Genomic DNA, 17,762 nt, shown 5'->3' with positions numbered 1-17,762 from the left:
GAGAAAGAATTTTTCACAATTCATTTAGACTGGGTAATAGTTCCTCAAATCGCTTTCTAACTAACTAAAACTCTATGCCTCATAGCCTCATTCTTACCCTAATTCCTCAGTCTCCGATTCCTCCGGGATACCTAAAAGGGAAACATCTTCATGCTTTGTTTTTAAACTTGGTAAGTTCGGTCGATCGCACTCTAGGCACCCATCTTCACGACCAAAAAACAGACAAAGCTTTTACCCTTAGTCCCCTACAAATTGGTCGCCCTAACTCTCATGATTTTACCTTACAACATGAACATAAATCGGCAATTCGATCGGGAACTCTTTGCTGGTGGCGCATTGCTTTGTTGAATGATTCCTTATTTGGCAATCTCACTCAACTTTGGTTAAATCTTAATCCCGAACAACCTTGGCATTTAGGCCCAGCAAACTTACAAATTACTAGCATTTTGGGTACTCCTCATACTGATTTTCCTTGGGCAAATTACGCTACTTATGCCGATATTTATGCTCAAGCTTCGGAGGAGGAACGGCAAATTAATTTGGCTTTTTGTACGCCAACTGCGTTTCGCCAAATGCAGTTTGATACGGCTTTACCTACTAGGGATTTAGTGTTTAATAGTTTGCTGCGAAAGTGGAATCAGTATAGCGGAATTGAGTTTTCTGATGATTTAATTGAGCCGATTTTTCCCAGTTTTTTTGATATTCACACCGAGGTTGTTAGCGATGCGCGAAGCAAATTTATCGGGTGTGTGGGAGTGATGAATTTTCGGATTTTAGGAGAAGTTGAATCTGTGAAAATTAAACAAATTAATGCTTTGGCTGACTTTGCTATTTATAGCGGAGTTGGACGGAAAACACCGATGGGAATGGGTATGGTAAGGAGGATTAATCATGCAAAATGATTATATTGCGATCGCATCCCTAAATCAATACAGTTATTGCCCTCATCGTTGCTGGCGAATGTCTTGTGCAGGGGAATTTGTTGATAATCAATACACCATTGAAGGGACTAGTTTACATGAACGAGTTCACACTTTGGACTCAGGACAAAGGGAGGAAATTTGGCAAGTTCGGGCGATTTGGTTAAAGTCAGAAAAGTATGGCTTAATTGGCAAGTCTGACTTAGTAGAAGAAAGTCAAGGTTGTTGGTATCCAGTTGAATATAAAAGAGGACACAAAGGCGAATTTGATAATGATGAATTACAAGTCGCTGCACAAGCTTTGTGTTTAGAAGATATGACGGGGAAAACTGTGAGTAAGGGCTATGTTTATTATGCTCAATCTCACCAAAGACAAGAGGTAAAAATTACTGCCCAATTGCGGGAAGAAGCGATCGCCACTATCCAGTCAGTCACTACGCTTTTAGAAACTGGAAAAATGCCTTTACCAATTTATTCTCCGCGTTGTCAAGGATGCAGTTTTTACTCGCAATGTTTACCCCAAGTCGGGACAAAAATTAATCGCTATCAGGAGGCGAATTAACAAAGAAATGGGAACAATTTATATTACGCAAGAGGAAAGTTTTATCGGCAAAACTGACGAACGTTTGCAGGTAAAAGCTGAGAAAAAGACTTTGTTGGATGTACCTTTAATTAAGGTTGATGGTGTGGTGGTGTTGGGGCGATCGACAATTTCCCCCGCCGCATTAATGGAATTGTTACAACGGCAAATTCCTTTAAGTTTTCTCACCGTAAATGGTAAGTATTTAGGACGTTTGGAACCGCAGTTAACTAAGAATATATTTGTGCGATCGGCACAATGGAATGTTATGCAAGAACCAGCAAAAGTTACTCATGTTGTCCGAGGTTTTGTGCGCGGAAAATTGAAGAATTATCGTAATAGTTTCCTTCGCGCTCAAAGAGAGAATGAAACTTTAAATTTGCAATCAGCAATTACCAGATTAGATCAAGTAATTGCACCGATCGACAAAACCGAAAGCATTGATTCTTTAAGAGGTTTGGAAGGTGCGGGAAGTGCGGCTTATTTTGGCAGTTTCGACAAATTAATTCGCGCCGAAGGTTTCAAATTTGAATCGCGTCGCCGTCGTCCACCTACCGATCCGATTAATGCTTTGTTGAGTTTTGGTTATGCTTTGTTAGCGCACGATCTTCAAAGTGCTGTTAATATTGTCGGTTTCGATCCTTATTTAGGATATCTGCATACCGAACGTTATGGACGACCTTCTTTAGCGTTAGATTTGATGGAAGAATTTCGACCTTTGGTGGTGGATGCTGTGGTTTTATCGGCGGTGAATAAGCGATCGCTTTTCCCCAAAGATTTTACCACCGAACCGCTGAGTAATGCCGTGCGTCTTACCGATGAAGGTTTGCGAACTTTCCTAAGATTGTACGAACAAAAGAAACAATCAAAATTCAAACATCCAGTATTACAAAAACAATGCACTTATCAAGAAGCTTTTGAAATTCAAACTCGTCTTTTGGCGAAATATCTGATGGGTGAAACGCAACTTTATCCGCCTTTGGTTCTTAAATAATGGGGGTTTAGATACTGTAGGGGCGAAGCATTCGGGCGACAATTTATGAATCTCAACCAAAATATAACAATCCGAATGCTTCGCCCTCCCCCACAGACAATCTCTATCTACAATCTATCTACAATCTTGCACAATTCACAAAACTTGAAATGGCTACAATTACACAGACAATCTCTATCTACAATCTATCTACAATCTTGCGCCAAGACAGGGCGAAGCATTTGGATACAAACATCTTTGGTGGGATTCATAAATTGTCGCCCAAATGCTTCGCCCCTACAGTAAATTAATGGGGTTGTTATTATGCACGTTATTGTTGCTTACGATATTTCGGATGATAATCGACGGACGAAGATTCACAGCATTCTTAAATCTTATGGTCAATGGATGCAGTTTAGTTTGTTTGAATGCAATTTGACTGAGACTCAATATGCTAAATTGCGATCGCGTCTCAAAAAAAAGATTAAGCCCGATCAAGATAGCATCCTCTTCTATTTTCTCTGTGCTTGCTGTCACGGTAAAATCGAAAGAATCGGCGGCGAACAAGTGCGTGATGAAACGATTTTCTTTGTTTAAATGCAGGATGAATGGATGTACTTCAGCATGAATACCGTTTTGGAGAAGAAATGGTGGAGGTAACTCGGCTATTGAATCTATAAACAATATAAAAATATAATTAAATAATTATTAGGCTCTGTCGTACTTAAACTATAATAAAACCTAATAAATAGTTGAGGTAATTTATTGGTAGTCACTTCGCTAGAAAAGGAGGTATTGCAGTTTTAAGATTTGCCAAGAAAGCTCTTCAAGAAGGTTTACCTATCAAAGTTAAAATTATTTCGTCTCTTCGTTTAGGTGATGGTGTACCAACTGATGTTCGTGATAAAAGTTATTACGATCGGGATTTGAAATTACTGGATATCGAGAATGTTTCTTATTATAACCAACTACCAAATCAAAAAGTTATTGAATTGCTTCATAGAAGTCATTTTCAGATAATTCCTAGTCTTCAAGATATTGCAGCATTCAGCGTTGTAGAAGGTTTATCAACTGCTACACCAAGTATCGGAAGTAATATTGGAGCTATTCCAGAATGGATTACAGATAATAGCAACGGTTATATTATTGATTTGCCAGTTGACGAAAATCAGATGTGGAAAGGGTGGAAAGAGCAAAATCAGTTAAGTGATAAAGTTCATATTTTTGAGAATTAGATCGTCAAAGATAATCTTTCAAAGACAACTATTCTACTGATATCAGTTCGGTACTGTAACTGACAGTTATTCATTCAAAAAACATTAATATCTGTCAAGGATTGAAATCAGTAGTACTTTCGTCCTGTAAGTCTCTGTATTTTTATGTATCCTTAATATAACTTACCAAATTTGAATTAAGGAACATAAGAAAATGTCAAATTCTCAACCACAACCATCACCACAGCAACCATTAAACCTTTCAGACATCCTTCCCTATCAAGAAGCCTTTAATCCAAAATTATACAGCCAAGGTTTAGCAAAATTCCTGCTATTTTTTGCCTTGTTTCCAATGGTACTTAGCTGGTTAACTAACCTTACAGGTGTCGGGGGAAGTTTACGGCAAACTGCTGGGTTTTTAGGAATTTACTATGCTTGTATGTGGGGCGTAATTTTGCATGATTTAATTAAACCATATCGATTTTCTTGGAGCAATACTATTACCTGTGTCACTTTTACTGCTTTAGTTGGCATTCCGATAGATGTATTATTGCAACAAATTCCGCCTTTTAACTTTCTTTATGGCGGAATCGATCGAGGTGGAATACCTACTTTAATTGGTTTTGTTTTTGGGGTGGGAGTGTTAGAAGAATTTGTCAAAGCTTTGCCAGTTTATTTATTTTTAATCCGTCCAGGTAAAGTAACAGACCCTTATACGGCAGCTTTTTATGGCGCGATGTCTGGTTTAGGATTTGCGATTTCTGAAGGTGTGAATTACTCAATGCAATATGCAATGGGATTAGGAGAAGGAATCACAGCAACTTTTTTTGGCTATGCAGAACCTTCAAATTTATTAGGAGAATATCTGTTAGTTAGTACAATTCGCTTTATCTGTTTACCGCTGTTTCATGCTATTTGGGCGGGAATTTTTGGATACTTTTTGGGGTTATCAGCTATCAGTAATTCCCGAAAAACTACCATTATTTTGATTGGTTGGACAATTCCCGCAGTATTACATGGATTTTACAATACTTTTGCGGAAACTGCGATCGGACTTTTAGTAATGGCATTTTCCATTTTGTTATTCCTCACCTATCTGCGAAACGGTCAAAAAATGATCTCTCAAACATTGAAGCAGTAGTAAAATTAATTCACCTCTGTTTCATCACCACCAAAGTAATATCATCAAATACCTTTTGTTCATCAATAAAACTCATCACATCATCAATCACTGCTTGGCGAATTTCATCAGCTGATTGATGATAATTTTTTTGCAGAATGGCATAAAATCTTTCTAAACCATACATTTCATTTTGGGAGTTTACAGCCTCAGTAATCCCATCAGTATAGAGTACGGCTACTTCTCCCGATCGCAAAGTAACCTCTTCCTGTTGAATAAACGGCGTAATATCTGGTTCCAATCCCAAAGGAAACCCCAAATCAAAAGTATCAATTCGTTCAATTTTTCCGTTATTTCGTACTAATATTAACTCTTCGTGTTGTCCACTTAATCGTAGTATTCCCGCTTCATATTCTAGCAGCGATAATGTCATATTCTTAGGAGATTTCATCCGATTAGTGTTGCGATAAATTATTTGGTTCAAAGCGTTTAAAAACTTCACCGGATCGTTTTCTCCTACAGCTAGCAAAGTTCGCACTGCTGTCTGCGCCATAATCATTACCACACCACTTTCTAACCCATGACCTGTAACATCTCCAATGCCAATTCTAACCTTACCATTTTGCTGAAGAACATCGTAATAATCACCGCCAACTTCATGCGCTGGAGCCATAAAACCAGAAATATCAAGATCCGCAATTTGTTTTAGTTCTTCTTGTTTAGGTAAGATCATTTCTTGTAACTGTCTAGCTATTTCTAATTCAGCACTCATGCGTAAATTTTCTGTTTCCAATCGTTTATTTAAGCGAGTAATTTCTTCATTAGAGTGGCGTAAAGCCGTAGCAATTTTATTAAAAGACTCCACTACTTGACCAAGTTCATCTTTGTTTTCTAGGGTAATATTTCCACCAACGAAACCACTAGTCATTTGTTTAGCAGCTTCGTCTAAACGCTCCACTGTCAGCATAACTGCTTTATAAAAAGCAATCCAAAGATAAACAACTATTCCCGAAATTAGTAAAACAAAAATAATAATTAGTTGTTGTCTTGTTGTTAAATATCTAATTCGAGCTTGGGAAATTTCATTTAAAACTTGGGAAATTTCTTTTTCTAATTGAGAACTTAATTTTAAAGTTCGATCGGCTTGATTTATATAGCTAATTGGTTGAACATTAGCATAAGGACTAGTGAGAAGATCGAGTTGCTTATTTAATTGTTTAGTAGTTATCAGTAATTCTTGTAAATATCGATCCAATTTCAGCCTCAAATCAGGTGAATTAGATTGATTAAAAGCTACTTCTAAATTACGAGATAAGTCTTCAGTGTAATCTTTTAATGAGCCTGATAATTGAACTAATTTACCTCGTTCTTCTGGCGTGATTTCTTGATTGTGATTAATACTATTACCGAGAATTTTTATTTCGATCAAAGTCCTTTGAATTTCGGGAAGTTTAGCGAGAATAGCATCACTAAAGTAATAAGCATCTAAATAAGGATCTAAAACTAAATTGGAAGTTTCGCCGACTTTAGCCGTAAGTTCGCTAGTTTGGGCGATCGCACGATTATAAAAAACATCTTTAGTTTCTGGACTCCAAATTTGATAATTTTCTTCTAACTTCTGCCAAGTATTCTTGATTTCATTCAACTTAGTACTAGTTTGTAATGAATTTCGCGATCGTCGATCTCTCGCTATTAACATTTGCAAAATTTCGCTAGCTTTTTGATTAGCATCTTTACGCTTATTTTGATATTGCTCCGAACTAAAGTTATACTTTAATTCTTGCTCAATCAAGTAAGCTTCAAATATCGCTCCTCTGAGTTCCCGCAAAGGTTGTAAATACTTAATTCCGTAAGTCTGCCTTTCCGTAAAATTAATCCGAATATTAGTTTCTAATAAAAACAAATATGTAATTAAAGATAGAGGCAAAGCCAGTAACATGGTAATTAAAATGAACTTTTGCGGATACTTTAGTTGGTTCATTAAATAAATAGCTGGTCTAAAAAAATTTTTCATACATCTACCTCAATAAACCAATCTAGCAGATTTTTATCCCAAATCCACGCAAGATGCTCCCTAGCATTGACCTAATCACCTAAATTAATTCTATTCTAGGCAAAAAATTGCTAAAAGTTTCAGTAATTACAACTTATAAGCAAAAAAGCCCGCTTTCTTCAAGAAATCGGGTTTTTAGAGTCTTTTCCCTAACTTCTGGATTACTAACTCAGTAAATCTGGATAACGATAAACAGGTAATTCATCTACTCGCATTTCAAAAGGTGCAGTTTTACTTGCTGGCGAAGTAACTCTAATTTTACCTTGCTTGACTATACATTTAAGTACACCCCCAATTGTCACTAAAGATTTTAAAACTCGCCAGTTAATTATTTGATCTGGGCATTCAATAATTAGTGTTGGTACTTCGCTGTAGGTGGTAATATACCACTCACAATTAGAAAGTAATGCCTGCTGTTGAGGATGACAAGCATCATAAAAATATTTAGCAAGCATTTCTTCCAATTGGAGACGCTGTAAAGTATCTTCTAAGCCGGAAGTATCGGGTGGTAAATCCTCAAATGGGAGAGAAGAAAGATTCATAATAATCCCCTGTTAAATGGTATCATGGTTCAGTGAAAAGATAGGAAACAGGGAAAATTTTAAATTTTGCCTTATCACCTTTCACCTTTCACTTTTACCCTTTACCCTTTACCCTTCTTTAATAAGCTTGACTACGGGGACAAGTTTCTAAATCCTGACTTACTGAAACTTCAGGTTTTAAACCAATCCAAGCATTAATTTTTTCTAAGTTAAATCCTACTGTCAGCACTTCACCCACTTGAATCAATGGGCGACGAATTAATAAAGGATCTGCAATCATTAATCCTAATGCTGTGTCTTCGTCTAAAAACTCAGGATTTACATCACCTGACTTAATTCGAGGTGCAGTATAATTAAACCACTCCCTAACAGGCAAATCTCCGAAAAATGGACGTAATTTTTCTTTAGTCCAATTAGTAGTTAGGAGATTTTCCGGTTGTACTTGGTGTCCAGCTTCTAAGAGTAAAGCTTTTTGTTTTGTATTATTAATACAACCCGGTTTTTCGTAAAAAATTACACTAGACATAGTTCGTTTTCGGGGAATAAGAGGGAAAACTAAGTTAAGAGAAATTATTGATAGCTGTACATAGTCAGGGAGAATTTATCAGCTAACAAATCGACAATTTGAGCCGGAGACATTTTGCTACAACGGATTTTTCCTGGCATTAAAACTACGTTAGGTGTAGAAGAACAAGATTTTAAACATCCGGTATATTCAATTGCTACTTGATTTTGCCAACCCCGATCGCTTAAAGCAGCTTCTAATTCTTGACTCAGCTTTTTGCCACCTTTTTTCATACAACCAGATTTTTGACACATTAAAATTTTGATTTTTTTAGATTTAGGCGCTGCTTCTAAAATATCTACTGTTGGTAAGCAGTCATTTTGACAATCTTTCCCTGCACATTCACTAACTTTATTAACCTGATATGCTGTTAATTTAGGTAAATCTGTAAACCGCTTTTGTTTTCTTTCTCCAGACACTTCAATGCGATCGCCTGGAACTAAAACCTGCTTCAATTTCACCCTAGCTTCTTTCGGTAATTTAATTTGCAACACATTATTTTCTACAGCCATTTGTAAAGATTTAATTTTCCCACTAGACTTGGTTGCAAAACCTAAAAATCTCCCTTCTAAAAAGAAGCTTGACTGAGGTTGAAAATTGCACATATCCATAGTCGTAACTCCTAAATCTTTACAAATTTGGACAAGTTTGTAGTAGCGACTTCAGTCGTACCTTCCTAAAATAGAAGGACTAAATTCCTCACAACGAACCAAAACTAAGAAAAATCAAAAGACAAAAGGGAAAAGGATTGTAGATTTACCAATTGTCTTATTTTGATTTAATTATTGTTTCTCTAGTTGAAATTTAGTCGCGGATCACCTTAGCCTCTACAGTCATTGGCAGTTTTAAAGGATCTGTCAAATCGGGAATTACTAATTCCCAACCATTTGCCAAGACGAAATGTTTGCCTTGAGACACTTCTTTTTCTTTGACAACTTCCTCTTCTAAATCTTTCTTCGGCACATAAGCAGTCAAATGTCCGGCGCAATTATGACGCAACATTACTTTCATAAAAATCCTCTACAAGTTCTAATTCTTTTTTCCGGCAACCGACTACTATACCTCTCTCTAAAAAGTGTACAGCGTAGATATAGTACATTTGCAAATAGTCACCTATACCAACTATATACCCAACATCTCCTTTTTTAGCTAAAGTTTCTCCAAGTTCTTTATTAGGAAAAGTTCCGTCATTACGGATTAACTTTTTCACCCTTACCTTTTGCTCTAAATCAAAGGCTGGAGGGCCAAATAATTCATTTTCATCTGATGATGCCATGAGCTATCCTCCGAGTATCAACTAAATTTAACAATTCTTCAACAGTCAAACCGCGTTTTACTTGTCCTGAAAGATACCGCACTTTTTCTAAAACTGCATCAACTTCTTCGGCGTTGAGAACAATATTATGTTCCTCTAATACCTTAATTAGTAGATGCCTCCCTGAGTGTTTCCCCACAACTAAACGCCGTTCCCAACCAACTTCTTCGGGGGCAAAAGGTTCATAAGTTAGGGGATTTTTTAAGACACCATGAGCATGAATTCCTGACTCGTGAGCGAAGGTATTTTCACCGACAATTGCTTTCCAAGGAGGAACTTCATTTCCTGATGCTTTGGCAACTAATTGTGAGAGTTCTTGAAACTTACGGGTATTGATACCGAGATCCATTGCATAGACTCGTTTCAATCCCATCACTACTTCTTCTAATGCTGCATTACCTGCTCTTTCTCCCAATCCATTAACAGTAGTATTGACTGATTTTGCACCTGCTAAAATTCCGGCGATCGCATTTGCAGTTGCCATTCCCAAATCATTATGAGTGTGCATTTCAATGGGAATTTCTAACTGCGAAACTAGTTGACCAACTTTAGCATAAGTACTAAAAGGATCGAGTATTCCTACTGTATCACAAAAGCGAAATCGGGAAGCGCCTAATTCTTGAGCGCATAATGCAACATCTAACAGAAAATTATCATCTGCTCTTGAAGAATCCTCACCACCAACTGAAACAAACAAACCTTTATCTAAGGCAAAACTAATACTTTCTTTCAGTCGTGATAATATTACTTGCCATTGTCCTTGAAACTTGGCATTAATTTGGATTTCCGAAACCGGAATAGAAATATGAACTCGTTCTAAACCACAAGCTATAGAAGCTTTGATATCTGCTAAAACTGCACGGTTCCAACCTAAAAGTTTAGCTTGTAACCCGGCTTCTACCACCGTCGAAATCGCCTTTTGTTCTTCTTTCCCCATTGCCGGAATGCCGATTTCTAATTCTTGCACCCCAATGCTGTCTAGGAAAAGTGCGATCGCCAGTTTTTCCTCTAAACTAAAAGCAACACCAGCTGCTTGTTCCCCATCCCGAAGCGTCGTATCATTAATCTGAATGTTACTCATGTTAGTTACAAGTTTTAAAGTTTAAAATCCTTACTGGTTTGAGTTTCCAACCAATCAAAAATTCTCGTTAACTGCTCGATCGAAATTAATCCATATTGCCAAAGTAACATCGGTAAAGGATCGTGCCATTGCTGGTGAGTACGGAGTGCCATTGCGATCGCAGAACTAGATATTTCCAAATCATACTGTAAAAAATTGATGAATTCGCTAACTTTAAAACTGCGTTCCATGACATTACCTCACGTACTTGAATTCACCTGAGCAAAACTACTTATATCCCTGATTTTTAGTTCGCCAACAGCGTTCTAACCAATCAATTAATTCCCCACGAGAAGCCATAAATTGTTGGACAGCACTGCGAACTAAAATTGCTTCAATACTGTTATTTACTTCCACTCGCAAAGAACCGTCATTGGGACACCAACAAGGAATCATTAACTCTTGTAAACGATGATAAACTTGCCAACGATTGGGGCGAGAAATCCCGACAATCTGACTAGCGAAAGAAGGACAATTAGGAGAGTCAAACATAGTTTTCCTGATTGATTCTCGATAAATTTTTCAAGTCTTTTACTTGTTGTTCCAATTGTTCAATGCGATCGAGTAAACTACGAATTACAGTAGCTTCCGTATCAGGTAACTTGCCATGTTCCAAAGGACAACCTTTACCTTGTTTAGACACAATTCGACCGGGAATTCCTACTACTGTACAATCAGTAGGAACATCGCGCAGCACAACTGAACCAGCACCAATTCTGACATTATCGCCAACTTGGATATTACCCAGCACCTTTGCACCAGCACCTACCACTACATTGCTTCCCAGCGTTGGATGGCGTTTACCGCTTTCCTTCCCCGTACCGCCAAGAGTAGCACCTTGATAAATTAGCGAGTAATCGCCAATAATCGCAGTTTCGCCAATCACTACTCCCATGCCATGATCGATAAATACACCTTTGCCGATCGTTGCACCTGGATGAATTTCAATTCCCGTGAACAACCTGCCAAAATGAGAAATCAGACGAGGGAAAAAACTTACCTTATGTATCTGCAACCAATGGGCGATGCGATGCAAACAAAGGGCGTGAAAACCTGGATAACAGATTAACACCTCCAGCCAATTCCTTGCTGCTGGATCTCGATCGAAAACAATCTGAAAATCTATCAGTATCGCTTTGAATCCTAGAGAATCGCTATTTTCTGAACTAGATGCAGGAGTCTCAGAACTAGGAGAACGCCTAAACCTCTTGAGAAGAGGTACTTTGTTAGTCGGTTTGGTAAAAGGCAGTAGCATCGACAAAGGAACCAACGCTGTTCTCCTGCTTATAACAAATCACTTTCCACAGCTGCGATCGCTCTGAGTCGATTGGAAATATTAGACTTATTAACTTTGTACTCAAAGTTCTCAAACCCTTGCTAATTAACAGTTCAAAAAAATCTTTGGGGTAAGGGTACTAGTATTTTTCCCATCAGGTACAAGTATTTATTGATAGGGGTACTTGCATTTTTGTACTCAAAAGCAAACCCTAATTTCCTTAACTGGCAAGGGTTTCACCAAAATACTATTACTAAATTAACCTGTACTCAAAGGCAAACTTTTTTCACTAAAGCTGCTCAATCACTATCTGCTTGTCTGTCACAAAATTAAGTGTAACAAATTTTGTCGCAATAGCTACCATTTAATTTATTAAAGTGCTATTTTGGATACAGAACCAAAATTTAATTCGCAAATCGCACCACTGGAGTAGCCAACAAAGCCTGCTCCAGCGTTACTATAGACCAATTTTGAGTACAAGGTTGCCAAGCGAAATTAGGCCAGTTAATCAGGTGCAAACCCTCACTACATAAAGGTTTGCGCCTGAGTACAAGTTATTCCCGTACCCCTTACCAGAAATACTCACACCTCTCCCGATAAATACTAGTACCCTTACCCCAAAATAAATTTTGGATCTAAATCTACATTGGGTTTGAGGGCTTGAGTACAAATCTAATAAATTCAATAAATCTGAATCCAAGACAAAGGCTCAGCTGGCTGAACACCACTTGATATAAATCCAATAACGTCAGGCACTTAAATTTCAGCAGAAGACACAAAACAAAGTTCGCTTCTTTTGCAGCTAAGTGTACTCACGCCGGAAACACAGCAAGTTACTGGGAAATTCGATGTCTTCAACCACAGGATTAGTCACGACGACACCGGAAGCGATAACAAAGTCAGATACAGCTAACGCTAAAAAATCTGGCAGTTGCGGTTGCAGTTCTTCTTCCACTGAGACAAAAGCAACCCTCGACGAAAAGATTCAAGAACGCATCGCCAAGCACCCTTGCTACAGCGAAGACGCACATCATCACTACGCCAGAATGCACGTTGCAGTTGCACCAGCTTGCAACATTCAATGCAACTACTGCAACCGTAAATATGATTGCGCCAACGAAAGTCGCCCTGGAGTCGTTAGCGAACTCCTGACACCGGAAGAAGCCGCACATAAAGCACTGGTAATCGCCGGAAAAATTCCCCAAATGACCGTTTTAGGAATTGCTGGTCCGGGAGATCCTTTAGCTAACCCCGAAAAGACATTCCGCACTTTTGAGTTAGTTGCAGACAAAGCCCCAGATATTAAACTGTGCTTGTCTACCAATGGTTTAATGCTTCCCGATTATGTCGATCGCATCAAACAACTCAACGTCGATCACGTCACCATAACTATTAATATGGTAGACCCGGAAGTAGGAACCAAAATTTACCCTTGGGTACATTACAGACGCAAACGCTACAGAGGCATCGAAGGAGTGAAAATCCTTCACGAAAGACAGATGGAAGGCTTACAAGCTTTACAAGAAGCCGACATCCTCTGTAAAGTCAACTCGGTAATGATTCCCGGTATCAACAACGAACACTTAGTTGAAGTTGACAAAGTAATTCGGGAAAAGGGCGCATTCTTGCACAATATCATGCCCCTAATCTCCGCCCCGGAACATGGTACACATTTCGGTTTAACAGGTCAAAGAGGCCCGACACCAAAAGAACTGAAGGCATTGCAAGATAGCTGTTCCGGCAATATGAAAATGATGCGCCATTGTCGTCAATGTCGCGCCGATGCAGTTGGGTTGTTAGGCGAAGACCGTTCTCAAGAATTTACCAAAGATAAGTTCTTGGAAATGGCACCGGAATACGACCTAGAGAAGCGTCAGGAAGTCCATGCAGCCATTGATAAAGTTCGGGAAGAACAAGAAGCCATCAAAGCTGCTAAGGCGTTAGCGAAGAAAGCTGCTGACAGTCCCAAAATCTTAGTTGCAGTAGCAACAAAAGGTGGCGGTTTAGTTAATCAACACTTCGGTCATGCTAGAGAGTTCCAAGTTTACGAAGTTGATGGCGTAAATGTGAAATTCGTCGGACACCGCAAAGTTGACCAGTATTGTCAAGGTGGTGTCGGTGAAGATGAATCTCTCGACGGCATGGTGAAGATGTTGGAAGATTGCAAAGCAGTCTTAGTTTCCAAAATTGGTCATTGTCCCCAAGAAACTTTGCAAAAAGCGGGAATTCAACCAGTGGAAGCTTACGACATCATCGAAAAGGTGGCTTTGGAATTCTATCAAAATTGGCTCTCAACTCAAACTGCAACAGTGTAACAATTTTAGATTTGAGGTTTTTCCTCAATCTCAAATCTAAAATCCAAAATTGATTAAGGAGGGGGCAATGACTTACACGATTACGAATAACTGTATTGCTTGCGATCGCTGTTTACCTCAATGTCCAACTAAGGCAATTTCTGTTAAAGGACAAACTTACCAAATAGACTCTAACTTGTGTAACGGTTGCGTCGGTTTTTACAGTGTTCCTCAATGTCAAGCGGTTTGTCCGACTAATAATGGTTGCGTTCGTAGATTAAGTGCTATTGCCTCTTCTGAGGATTACTGGGAGTCTTGGTTTAATACTTATAACCACTTAGTTACTCGCATCAGTAAAACCAAACCAGACCCCTATTGGCAAAAGTGGTTTAATACCTATTCTCAAGAACTTAAAAAAGTCATTGTATCTCGTTAATCTCAGACTGTAGGAGCAGCATTATGTCGGTAATTTATTTGGATAACAATGCAACTACGAAAGTTGATGAAGCAGTTTTAGAGGCAATGCTGCCCTACTTAAGCGAGTTTTACGGCAATCCTTCTAGTATGCACACTTTTGGTGGTCAAGTTGGTAAAGCAGTTAAACAAGCGAGAGAACAAATTGCCGCTTTATTAGGTGCTCAATCCACAGAAATTATCTTGACAAGTTGCGGCACAGAAGGAGATAATGCAGCTATTCGCGCCGCTTTAGCAGCCCGTCCAAACAAGAATCACATTGTTACTACTCAAGTCGAACACGCGGCGGTTTTAAATCAATGCAAACAGCTTGAAAGTCAAGGTTATACTGTTACTTATCTTTCTGTAGATAGCCAAGGACAATTAGATTTAGCAGAATTGGAAGCATCCCTCACGGGTAACACAGCTTTAGTTTCAATCATGTATGCGAATAATGAAACTGGTGTGGTGTTTCCGATCGAACAAATCGGTCAAATCGTCAAAGAAAACGGCGCTATCTTTCATGTTGATGCAGTGCAAGCAGTGGGCAAAATTCCCCTGAATATGCAAACTAGCACTGTGGATATGTTGACACTTTCGGGTCACAAATTGCACGCCCCCAAAGGCATTGGTGCTTTATATGTCCGCAAAGGTGTGAGGTTCCGTCCCATGTTAATTGGCGGACATCAAGAAAGAGGAAGACGTGCAGGAACAGAAAATGTACCCGGAATTATTGCATTAGGAAAAGCTAGCGAATTGGCATTAGAACATTTAAATAATGTTATCGAAGAACAAGCCTTGCGCGATTTGTTAGAACAAGGTATTCTAAATACAATACCCGATACAGCAGTAAACGGACACCCCAAAAACAGACTTCCTAATACAACTAATATAGGCTTCAAATATATCGAAGGTGAAGCAATTCTTCTTTCCTTAAATCAACATGGAATTTGTGCTTCTTCAGGTTCCGCTTGTACTTCTGGTTCCTTAGAACCCTCCCACGTTTTACGAGCAATGGGTTTACCTTATTCGGTGTTACATGGTTCGATTCGTTTCTCTCTCTCTCGTTATACCAAACAAGCAGAAGTCGAAAAAGTCTTATCAGTAATGCCACCAGTTATTGAACGTTTAAGAGCGTTATCACCTTTCAAAAACGACCAGGAAGCCTGGTTGCAAGAGCAGGAAAAAGCCCTTGCTGCAACTCCTAAATAATGTAGGGGAGGGTTTAGTAGATAATCTGGTTAGCCAACCGAAAAATTAACAACAAAACCCGCCCTTACAAGATTTTCGATTCTTTTCTCAAACTGCAACATTTATAACAGAAATAACCAAGGCTATGTGGGAATATACAGATAAGGTAATGGACTTGTTCTACAATCCAAAAAACCAAGGATTGATAGAAGCAGCAGACAAAGCAGGAATGAAAGTTGTCACCGGAGAAGTAGGTAGCATTGCTTGTGGAGATGCCTTAAGATTGCACTTAAAAGTTGAAGAAGAAACTGATATAATTCTGGAGGCTAAGTTTCAAACGTTTGGTTGTGCAAGTGCGATCGCTTCTTCCTCTGCCTTAACCGAAATGATTATCGGCATGACAGTAGACCAAGCTCTTAGTCTGACAAACAAAGAAATTGCCGAATACTTAGGCGGATTACCCGAAGAAAAAATGCACTGTTCCGTGATGGGACAAGAAGCATTAGAAGCAGCGATTTATTCCTACAAAGGTATCCCCTTAGCGAATCATGAAGAAGACGAAAGTGCCATGATTTGTCGCTGCTTTGGGATTACCGAATCAAAGATTAAACGGACGATTAAAGAAAACAATCTCACCAGTGCAGAACAAGTCACAAATTATATTAAAGCCGGGGGTGGATGCAGTACTTGTTTAGCCGATATTGACGATTTAATTGTCGCAGTTTGGGAAGGAGTGGAAAAAGAAAAAGTTAAAGTTCCGGTAATTGAACCCGAACCAGAAACCTTACCTCAGTTAACCAACCTGCAAAAAATCACCTTGATTCAGAAAGTATTGGAGACAGAAGTTAAACCCTTCTTAGCCGCAGACGGCGGAGATGTGGAACTCTACGACGTAGAAGGCGACAAAGTAAAAGTTGTACTCAAAGGTGCTTGCGGTTCTTGTCCTAGTAGCACGATGACTTTGAAAGTTGCGATCGAACAAAAATTACAACAATTAGTATTACCCAGTTTAGTTGTCGAATCAGTCTAGTCAGGAAAAATCATGAAAAATTATCAAGATTCCCCAGGAATACCTGTGGGGCGGTCGCCGCCAAACCCACATTTTCTGCCCAATCCACACTCAACTACTCAAGCAACAAAAATTACACAGCATAACACGAAGGAGACAAAGCAATGACTGAACATATTAGACAAATTGCATTCTACGGCAAAGGCGGTATCGGTAAATCCACAACTTCTCAAAATACGATCGCCGCAATGGCAGAAATGGGCCAACGCATCATGATCGTAGGTTGCGACCCCAAAGCAGACTCTACCCGTTTGATGTTACACAGCAAAGCCCAAACCACAATTCTCCACTTAGCTGCTGAACGGGGCGCTGTAGAAGATTTGGAACTCGAAGAAGTATTGCTAACTGGTTATCGGAATGTACGTTGCGTTGAGTCTGGTGGTCCAGAACCAGGTGTAGGTTGCGCGGGACGTGGGATCATCACCGCCATCAACTTCTTAGAAGAAAATGGCGCTTACGAAGACCTCGATTTCGTATCTTATGACGTATTAGGCGACGTTGTGTGCGGTGGTTTCGCAATGCCTATCCGCGAAGGAAAAGCACAAGAAATCTACATCGTTACCTCTGGTGAAATGATGGCAATGTACGCAGCTAACAACATTGCCAGAGGCGTTTTGAAATATGCACACTCTGGCGGCGTTCGTTTAGGTGGTTTGATTTGTAACAGCCGTAAAGTTGACCGGGAACTCGAATTAATCGAAACCTTGGCAAAACGTCTGAACACCCAAATGATTCACTTTGTTCCTCGCGACAACATTGTTCAACACGCAGAACTACGTCGGATGACTGTTAACGAATATGCACCCGACAGCCAACAAAATGAAGAATACCGTCAATTAGCGAAGAAGATCATTGACAACAAGAACCTGACAATTCCAACTCCAATCTCAATGGACGAACTGGAAGAATTGCTAGTTGAATTCGGTATCTTGGGCGGTGAACAAGAATACGAAAAAGCGATCAAAGAAGATCAACTAAAAGCTACTGCCGTCTAATCCGTTATTTGTTGGGGAATAGGGAATAGAGATAGGGAGGAGAAATTCCCTACTCCCTAAACTCCTCCCTTTCCCTACTCCC

At 39.2% G+C, this 17,762-nt stretch carries 21 protein-coding genes; 11 read left to right on the top strand and 10 right to left on the bottom strand.

Translation table 11 applies throughout. The features are described 5' to 3' along the window. Positions 1 to 74: 74 nt before the first annotated feature. The 6 genes from cas6 to ACE1B6_RS29030 all read left to right on the top strand — a co-directional run bounded on the left by cas6 (position 75) and on the right by ACE1B6_RS29030 (position 4,828). Positions 75 to 902, top strand: coding sequence for a CRISPR-associated endoribonuclease Cas6 (cas6, locus tag ACE1B6_RS29055; RefSeq protein ID WP_413260792.1), 828 nt, complete (start codon positions 75 to 77; stop codon positions 900 to 902). Next, positions 892 to 1,482: a CRISPR-associated protein Cas4 gene (gene cas4 / locus ACE1B6_RS29050; protein ID WP_413260791.1), complete on the top strand. Its 591-nt coding sequence runs from the start codon at positions 892 to 894 to the stop codon at positions 1,480 to 1,482. The genes cas6 and cas4 overlap by 11 nt, the downstream gene beginning before the upstream one ends. A gap of 7 nt (positions 1,483 to 1,489) precedes the next feature. Continuing rightward, positions 1,490 to 2,494 carry a type I-D CRISPR-associated endonuclease Cas1d gene (gene cas1d, locus ACE1B6_RS29045; protein ID WP_413260790.1) on the top strand — a complete coding sequence of 335 codons (1,005 nt, stop codon included), beginning with the start codon at positions 1,490 to 1,492 and terminating at the stop codon, positions 2,492 to 2,494. 303 nt (positions 2,495 to 2,797) lie between these two features. Next, a complete protein-coding gene (cas2, locus tag ACE1B6_RS29040; protein WP_413260789.1) occupies positions 2,798 to 3,070 on the top strand; it encodes a CRISPR-associated endonuclease Cas2 in 273 nt (90 codons plus the stop codon). A gap of 167 nt (positions 3,071 to 3,237) precedes the next feature. Beyond that, on the top strand, positions 3,238 to 3,708 hold the full coding sequence (locus ACE1B6_RS29035; protein WP_413260978.1) for a glycosyltransferase: 471 nt from the start codon (positions 3,238 to 3,240) through the stop codon (positions 3,706 to 3,708). A 193-nt stretch (positions 3,709 to 3,901) separates the two neighbouring features. Further along, the gene (locus ACE1B6_RS29030; RefSeq protein ID WP_413260788.1) at positions 3,902 to 4,828 is read left to right on the top strand and encodes a PrsW family intramembrane metalloprotease; all 927 of its coding nucleotides are present in this window, start codon (positions 3,902 to 3,904) and stop codon (positions 4,826 to 4,828) included. Positions 4,829 to 4,838: 10 nt separating this feature from the next. Here ACE1B6_RS29030 and ACE1B6_RS29025 read toward each other — a convergent pair whose 3' ends face one another. The 10 genes from ACE1B6_RS29025 to cysE all read right to left on the bottom strand — a co-directional run bounded on the left by ACE1B6_RS29025 (position 4,839) and on the right by cysE (position 11,672). Continuing rightward, entirely contained in the window at positions 4,839 to 6,821 is a 1,983-nt protein-coding gene (locus tag ACE1B6_RS29025; RefSeq protein WP_413260787.1) for a PP2C family protein-serine/threonine phosphatase, read from the bottom strand. A gap of 203 nt (positions 6,822 to 7,024) precedes the next feature. Continuing rightward, positions 7,025 to 7,402, bottom strand: a complete 378-nt coding sequence (locus ACE1B6_RS29020) for a hypothetical protein (RefSeq protein WP_413260786.1) — start codon at positions 7,400 to 7,402, stop codon at positions 7,025 to 7,027. Between the two features lie 118 nt (positions 7,403 to 7,520). After that, complete coding sequence (locus tag ACE1B6_RS29015) at positions 7,521 to 7,928, bottom strand: ArsC/Spx/MgsR family protein (protein ID WP_413260785.1); 408 nt, start codon at positions 7,926 to 7,928, stop codon at positions 7,521 to 7,523. A gap of 44 nt (positions 7,929 to 7,972) precedes the next feature. Further along, positions 7,973 to 8,578 (bottom strand): (2Fe-2S) ferredoxin domain-containing protein, encoded by a 606-nt coding sequence (locus ACE1B6_RS29010; RefSeq protein ID WP_413260784.1) that lies wholly within the window; start codon positions 8,576 to 8,578, stop codon positions 7,973 to 7,975. A gap of 193 nt (positions 8,579 to 8,771) precedes the next feature. Then, positions 8,772 to 8,978 carry a putative nitrogen fixation protein NifT gene (nifT, locus tag ACE1B6_RS29005; RefSeq protein ID WP_413260783.1) on the bottom strand — a complete coding sequence of 69 codons (207 nt, stop codon included), beginning with the start codon at positions 8,976 to 8,978 and terminating at the stop codon, positions 8,772 to 8,774. Further along, entirely contained in the window at positions 8,956 to 9,243 is a 288-nt protein-coding gene (locus ACE1B6_RS29000) for a nitrogen fixation protein NifZ (protein WP_413260782.1), read from the bottom strand. Before ACE1B6_RS29000 ends, nifT begins: the two co-directional genes overlap by 23 nt. Then, positions 9,227 to 10,363, bottom strand: a complete 1,137-nt coding sequence (gene nifV / locus ACE1B6_RS28995) for a homocitrate synthase (RefSeq protein WP_413260781.1) — start codon at positions 10,361 to 10,363, stop codon at positions 9,227 to 9,229. The genes ACE1B6_RS29000 and nifV overlap by 17 nt, the downstream gene beginning before the upstream one ends. 14 nt (positions 10,364 to 10,377) lie before the next feature. After that, positions 10,378 to 10,593, bottom strand: a complete 216-nt coding sequence (locus ACE1B6_RS28990) for a DUF2949 domain-containing protein (RefSeq protein WP_413260780.1) — start codon at positions 10,591 to 10,593, stop codon at positions 10,378 to 10,380. Positions 10,594 to 10,630: 37 nt separating this feature from the next. Continuing rightward, on the bottom strand, positions 10,631 to 10,894 hold the full coding sequence (locus ACE1B6_RS28985) for an Asr1405/Asl0597 family protein (RefSeq protein ID WP_413260779.1): 264 nt from the start codon (positions 10,892 to 10,894) through the stop codon (positions 10,631 to 10,633). Then, positions 10,887 to 11,672, bottom strand: coding sequence for a serine O-acetyltransferase (gene cysE, locus ACE1B6_RS28980; RefSeq protein ID WP_459563120.1), 786 nt, complete (start codon positions 11,670 to 11,672; stop codon positions 10,887 to 10,889). The genes ACE1B6_RS28985 and cysE overlap by 8 nt, the downstream gene beginning before the upstream one ends. A gap of 854 nt (positions 11,673 to 12,526) precedes the next feature. On the opposite strand from cysE, the gene nifB reads away from it, so the two are divergent. The 5 genes from nifB to nifH all read left to right on the top strand — a co-directional run bounded on the left by nifB (position 12,527) and on the right by nifH (position 17,680). After that, the gene (nifB, locus tag ACE1B6_RS28975) at positions 12,527 to 13,993 is read left to right on the top strand and encodes a nitrogenase cofactor biosynthesis protein NifB (RefSeq protein WP_413260778.1); all 1,467 of its coding nucleotides are present in this window, start codon (positions 12,527 to 12,529) and stop codon (positions 13,991 to 13,993) included. A 67-nt stretch (positions 13,994 to 14,060) separates the two neighbouring features. Beyond that, positions 14,061 to 14,408 (top strand): 4Fe-4S dicluster domain-containing protein, encoded by a 348-nt coding sequence (locus ACE1B6_RS28970; RefSeq protein WP_413260777.1) that lies wholly within the window; start codon positions 14,061 to 14,063, stop codon positions 14,406 to 14,408. 23 nt (positions 14,409 to 14,431) lie between these two features. Continuing rightward, entirely contained in the window at positions 14,432 to 15,637 is a 1,206-nt protein-coding gene (gene nifS, locus ACE1B6_RS28965; protein ID WP_459563119.1) for a cysteine desulfurase NifS, read from the top strand. 124 nt (positions 15,638 to 15,761) lie between these two features. Further along, positions 15,762 to 16,646 carry a Fe-S cluster assembly protein NifU gene (gene nifU, locus ACE1B6_RS28960; RefSeq protein WP_413260776.1) on the top strand — a complete coding sequence of 295 codons (885 nt, stop codon included), beginning with the start codon at positions 15,762 to 15,764 and terminating at the stop codon, positions 16,644 to 16,646. Between the two features lie 143 nt (positions 16,647 to 16,789). Then, complete coding sequence (gene nifH, locus ACE1B6_RS28955; RefSeq protein WP_413260775.1) at positions 16,790 to 17,680, top strand: nitrogenase iron protein; 891 nt, start codon at positions 16,790 to 16,792, stop codon at positions 17,678 to 17,680. Positions 17,681 to 17,762 lie beyond the last annotated feature (82 nt).

It is taken from the genome of Floridaenema fluviatile BLCC-F154 (assembly GCF_041929135.1).
GTDB lineage: Bacteria > Cyanobacteriota > Cyanobacteriia > Cyanobacteriales > Aerosakkonemataceae > Floridanema > Floridanema fluviatile.
The sequence above is the reverse complement of the archived record's forward strand: the minus strand, read 5'-3'. Positions and strand labels throughout refer to the sequence as shown.

Bases quoted from the DNA above. Each gene is read 5' to 3' on its own strand.
- ACE1B6_RS28985 (WP_413260779.1), bottom strand. From the start codon at position 10,894: ATGTTTGACTCTCCTAATTGTCCTTCTTTCGCTAGTCAGATTGTCGGG.
- ACE1B6_RS29015 (WP_413260785.1), bottom strand. From the start codon at position 7,928: ATGTCTAGTGTAATTTTTTACGAAAAACCGGGTTGTATTAATAATACA.
- nifU (WP_413260776.1), top strand. From the start codon at position 15,762: ATGTGGGAATATACAGATAAGGTAATGGACTTGTTCTACAATCCAAAA.
- ACE1B6_RS29000 (WP_413260782.1), bottom strand. From the start codon at position 9,243: ATGGCATCATCAGATGAAAATGAATTATTTGGCCCTCCAGCCTTTGAT.
- nifS (WP_459563119.1), top strand. From the start codon at position 14,432: ATGTCGGTAATTTATTTGGATAACAATGCAACTACGAAAGTTGATGAA.
- nifT (WP_413260783.1), bottom strand. From the start codon at position 8,978: ATGAAAGTAATGTTGCGTCATAATTGCGCCGGACATTTGACTGCTTAT.
- ACE1B6_RS29025 (WP_413260787.1), bottom strand. From the start codon at position 6,821: ATGAAAAATTTTTTTAGACCAGCTATTTATTTAATGAACCAACTAAAG.
- ACE1B6_RS28990 (WP_413260780.1), bottom strand. From the start codon at position 10,593: ATGGAACGCAGTTTTAAAGTTAGCGAATTCATCAATTTTTTACAGTAT.
- nifH (WP_413260775.1), top strand. From the start codon at position 16,790: ATGACTGAACATATTAGACAAATTGCATTCTACGGCAAAGGCGGTATC.
- ACE1B6_RS29020 (WP_413260786.1), bottom strand. From the start codon at position 7,402: ATGAATCTTTCTTCTCTCCCATTTGAGGATTTACCACCCGATACTTCC.
- nifV (WP_413260781.1), bottom strand. From the start codon at position 10,363: ATGAGTAACATTCAGATTAATGATACGACGCTTCGGGATGGGGAACAA.
- ACE1B6_RS29030 (WP_413260788.1), top strand. From the start codon at position 3,902: ATGTCAAATTCTCAACCACAACCATCACCACAGCAACCATTAAACCTT.
- cas1d (WP_413260790.1), top strand. From the start codon at position 1,490: ATGGGAACAATTTATATTACGCAAGAGGAAAGTTTTATCGGCAAAACT.
- cas4 (WP_413260791.1), top strand. From the start codon at position 892: ATGCAAAATGATTATATTGCGATCGCATCCCTAAATCAATACAGTTAT.
- cas2 (WP_413260789.1), top strand. From the start codon at position 2,798: ATGCACGTTATTGTTGCTTACGATATTTCGGATGATAATCGACGGACG.
- ACE1B6_RS28970 (WP_413260777.1), top strand. From the start codon at position 14,061: ATGACTTACACGATTACGAATAACTGTATTGCTTGCGATCGCTGTTTA.
- ACE1B6_RS29010 (WP_413260784.1), bottom strand. From the start codon at position 8,578: ATGGATATGTGCAATTTTCAACCTCAGTCAAGCTTCTTTTTAGAAGGG.
- nifB (WP_413260778.1), top strand. From the start codon at position 12,527: ATGTCTTCAACCACAGGATTAGTCACGACGACACCGGAAGCGATAACA.
- cas6 (WP_413260792.1), top strand. From the start codon at position 75: ATGCCTCATAGCCTCATTCTTACCCTAATTCCTCAGTCTCCGATTCCT.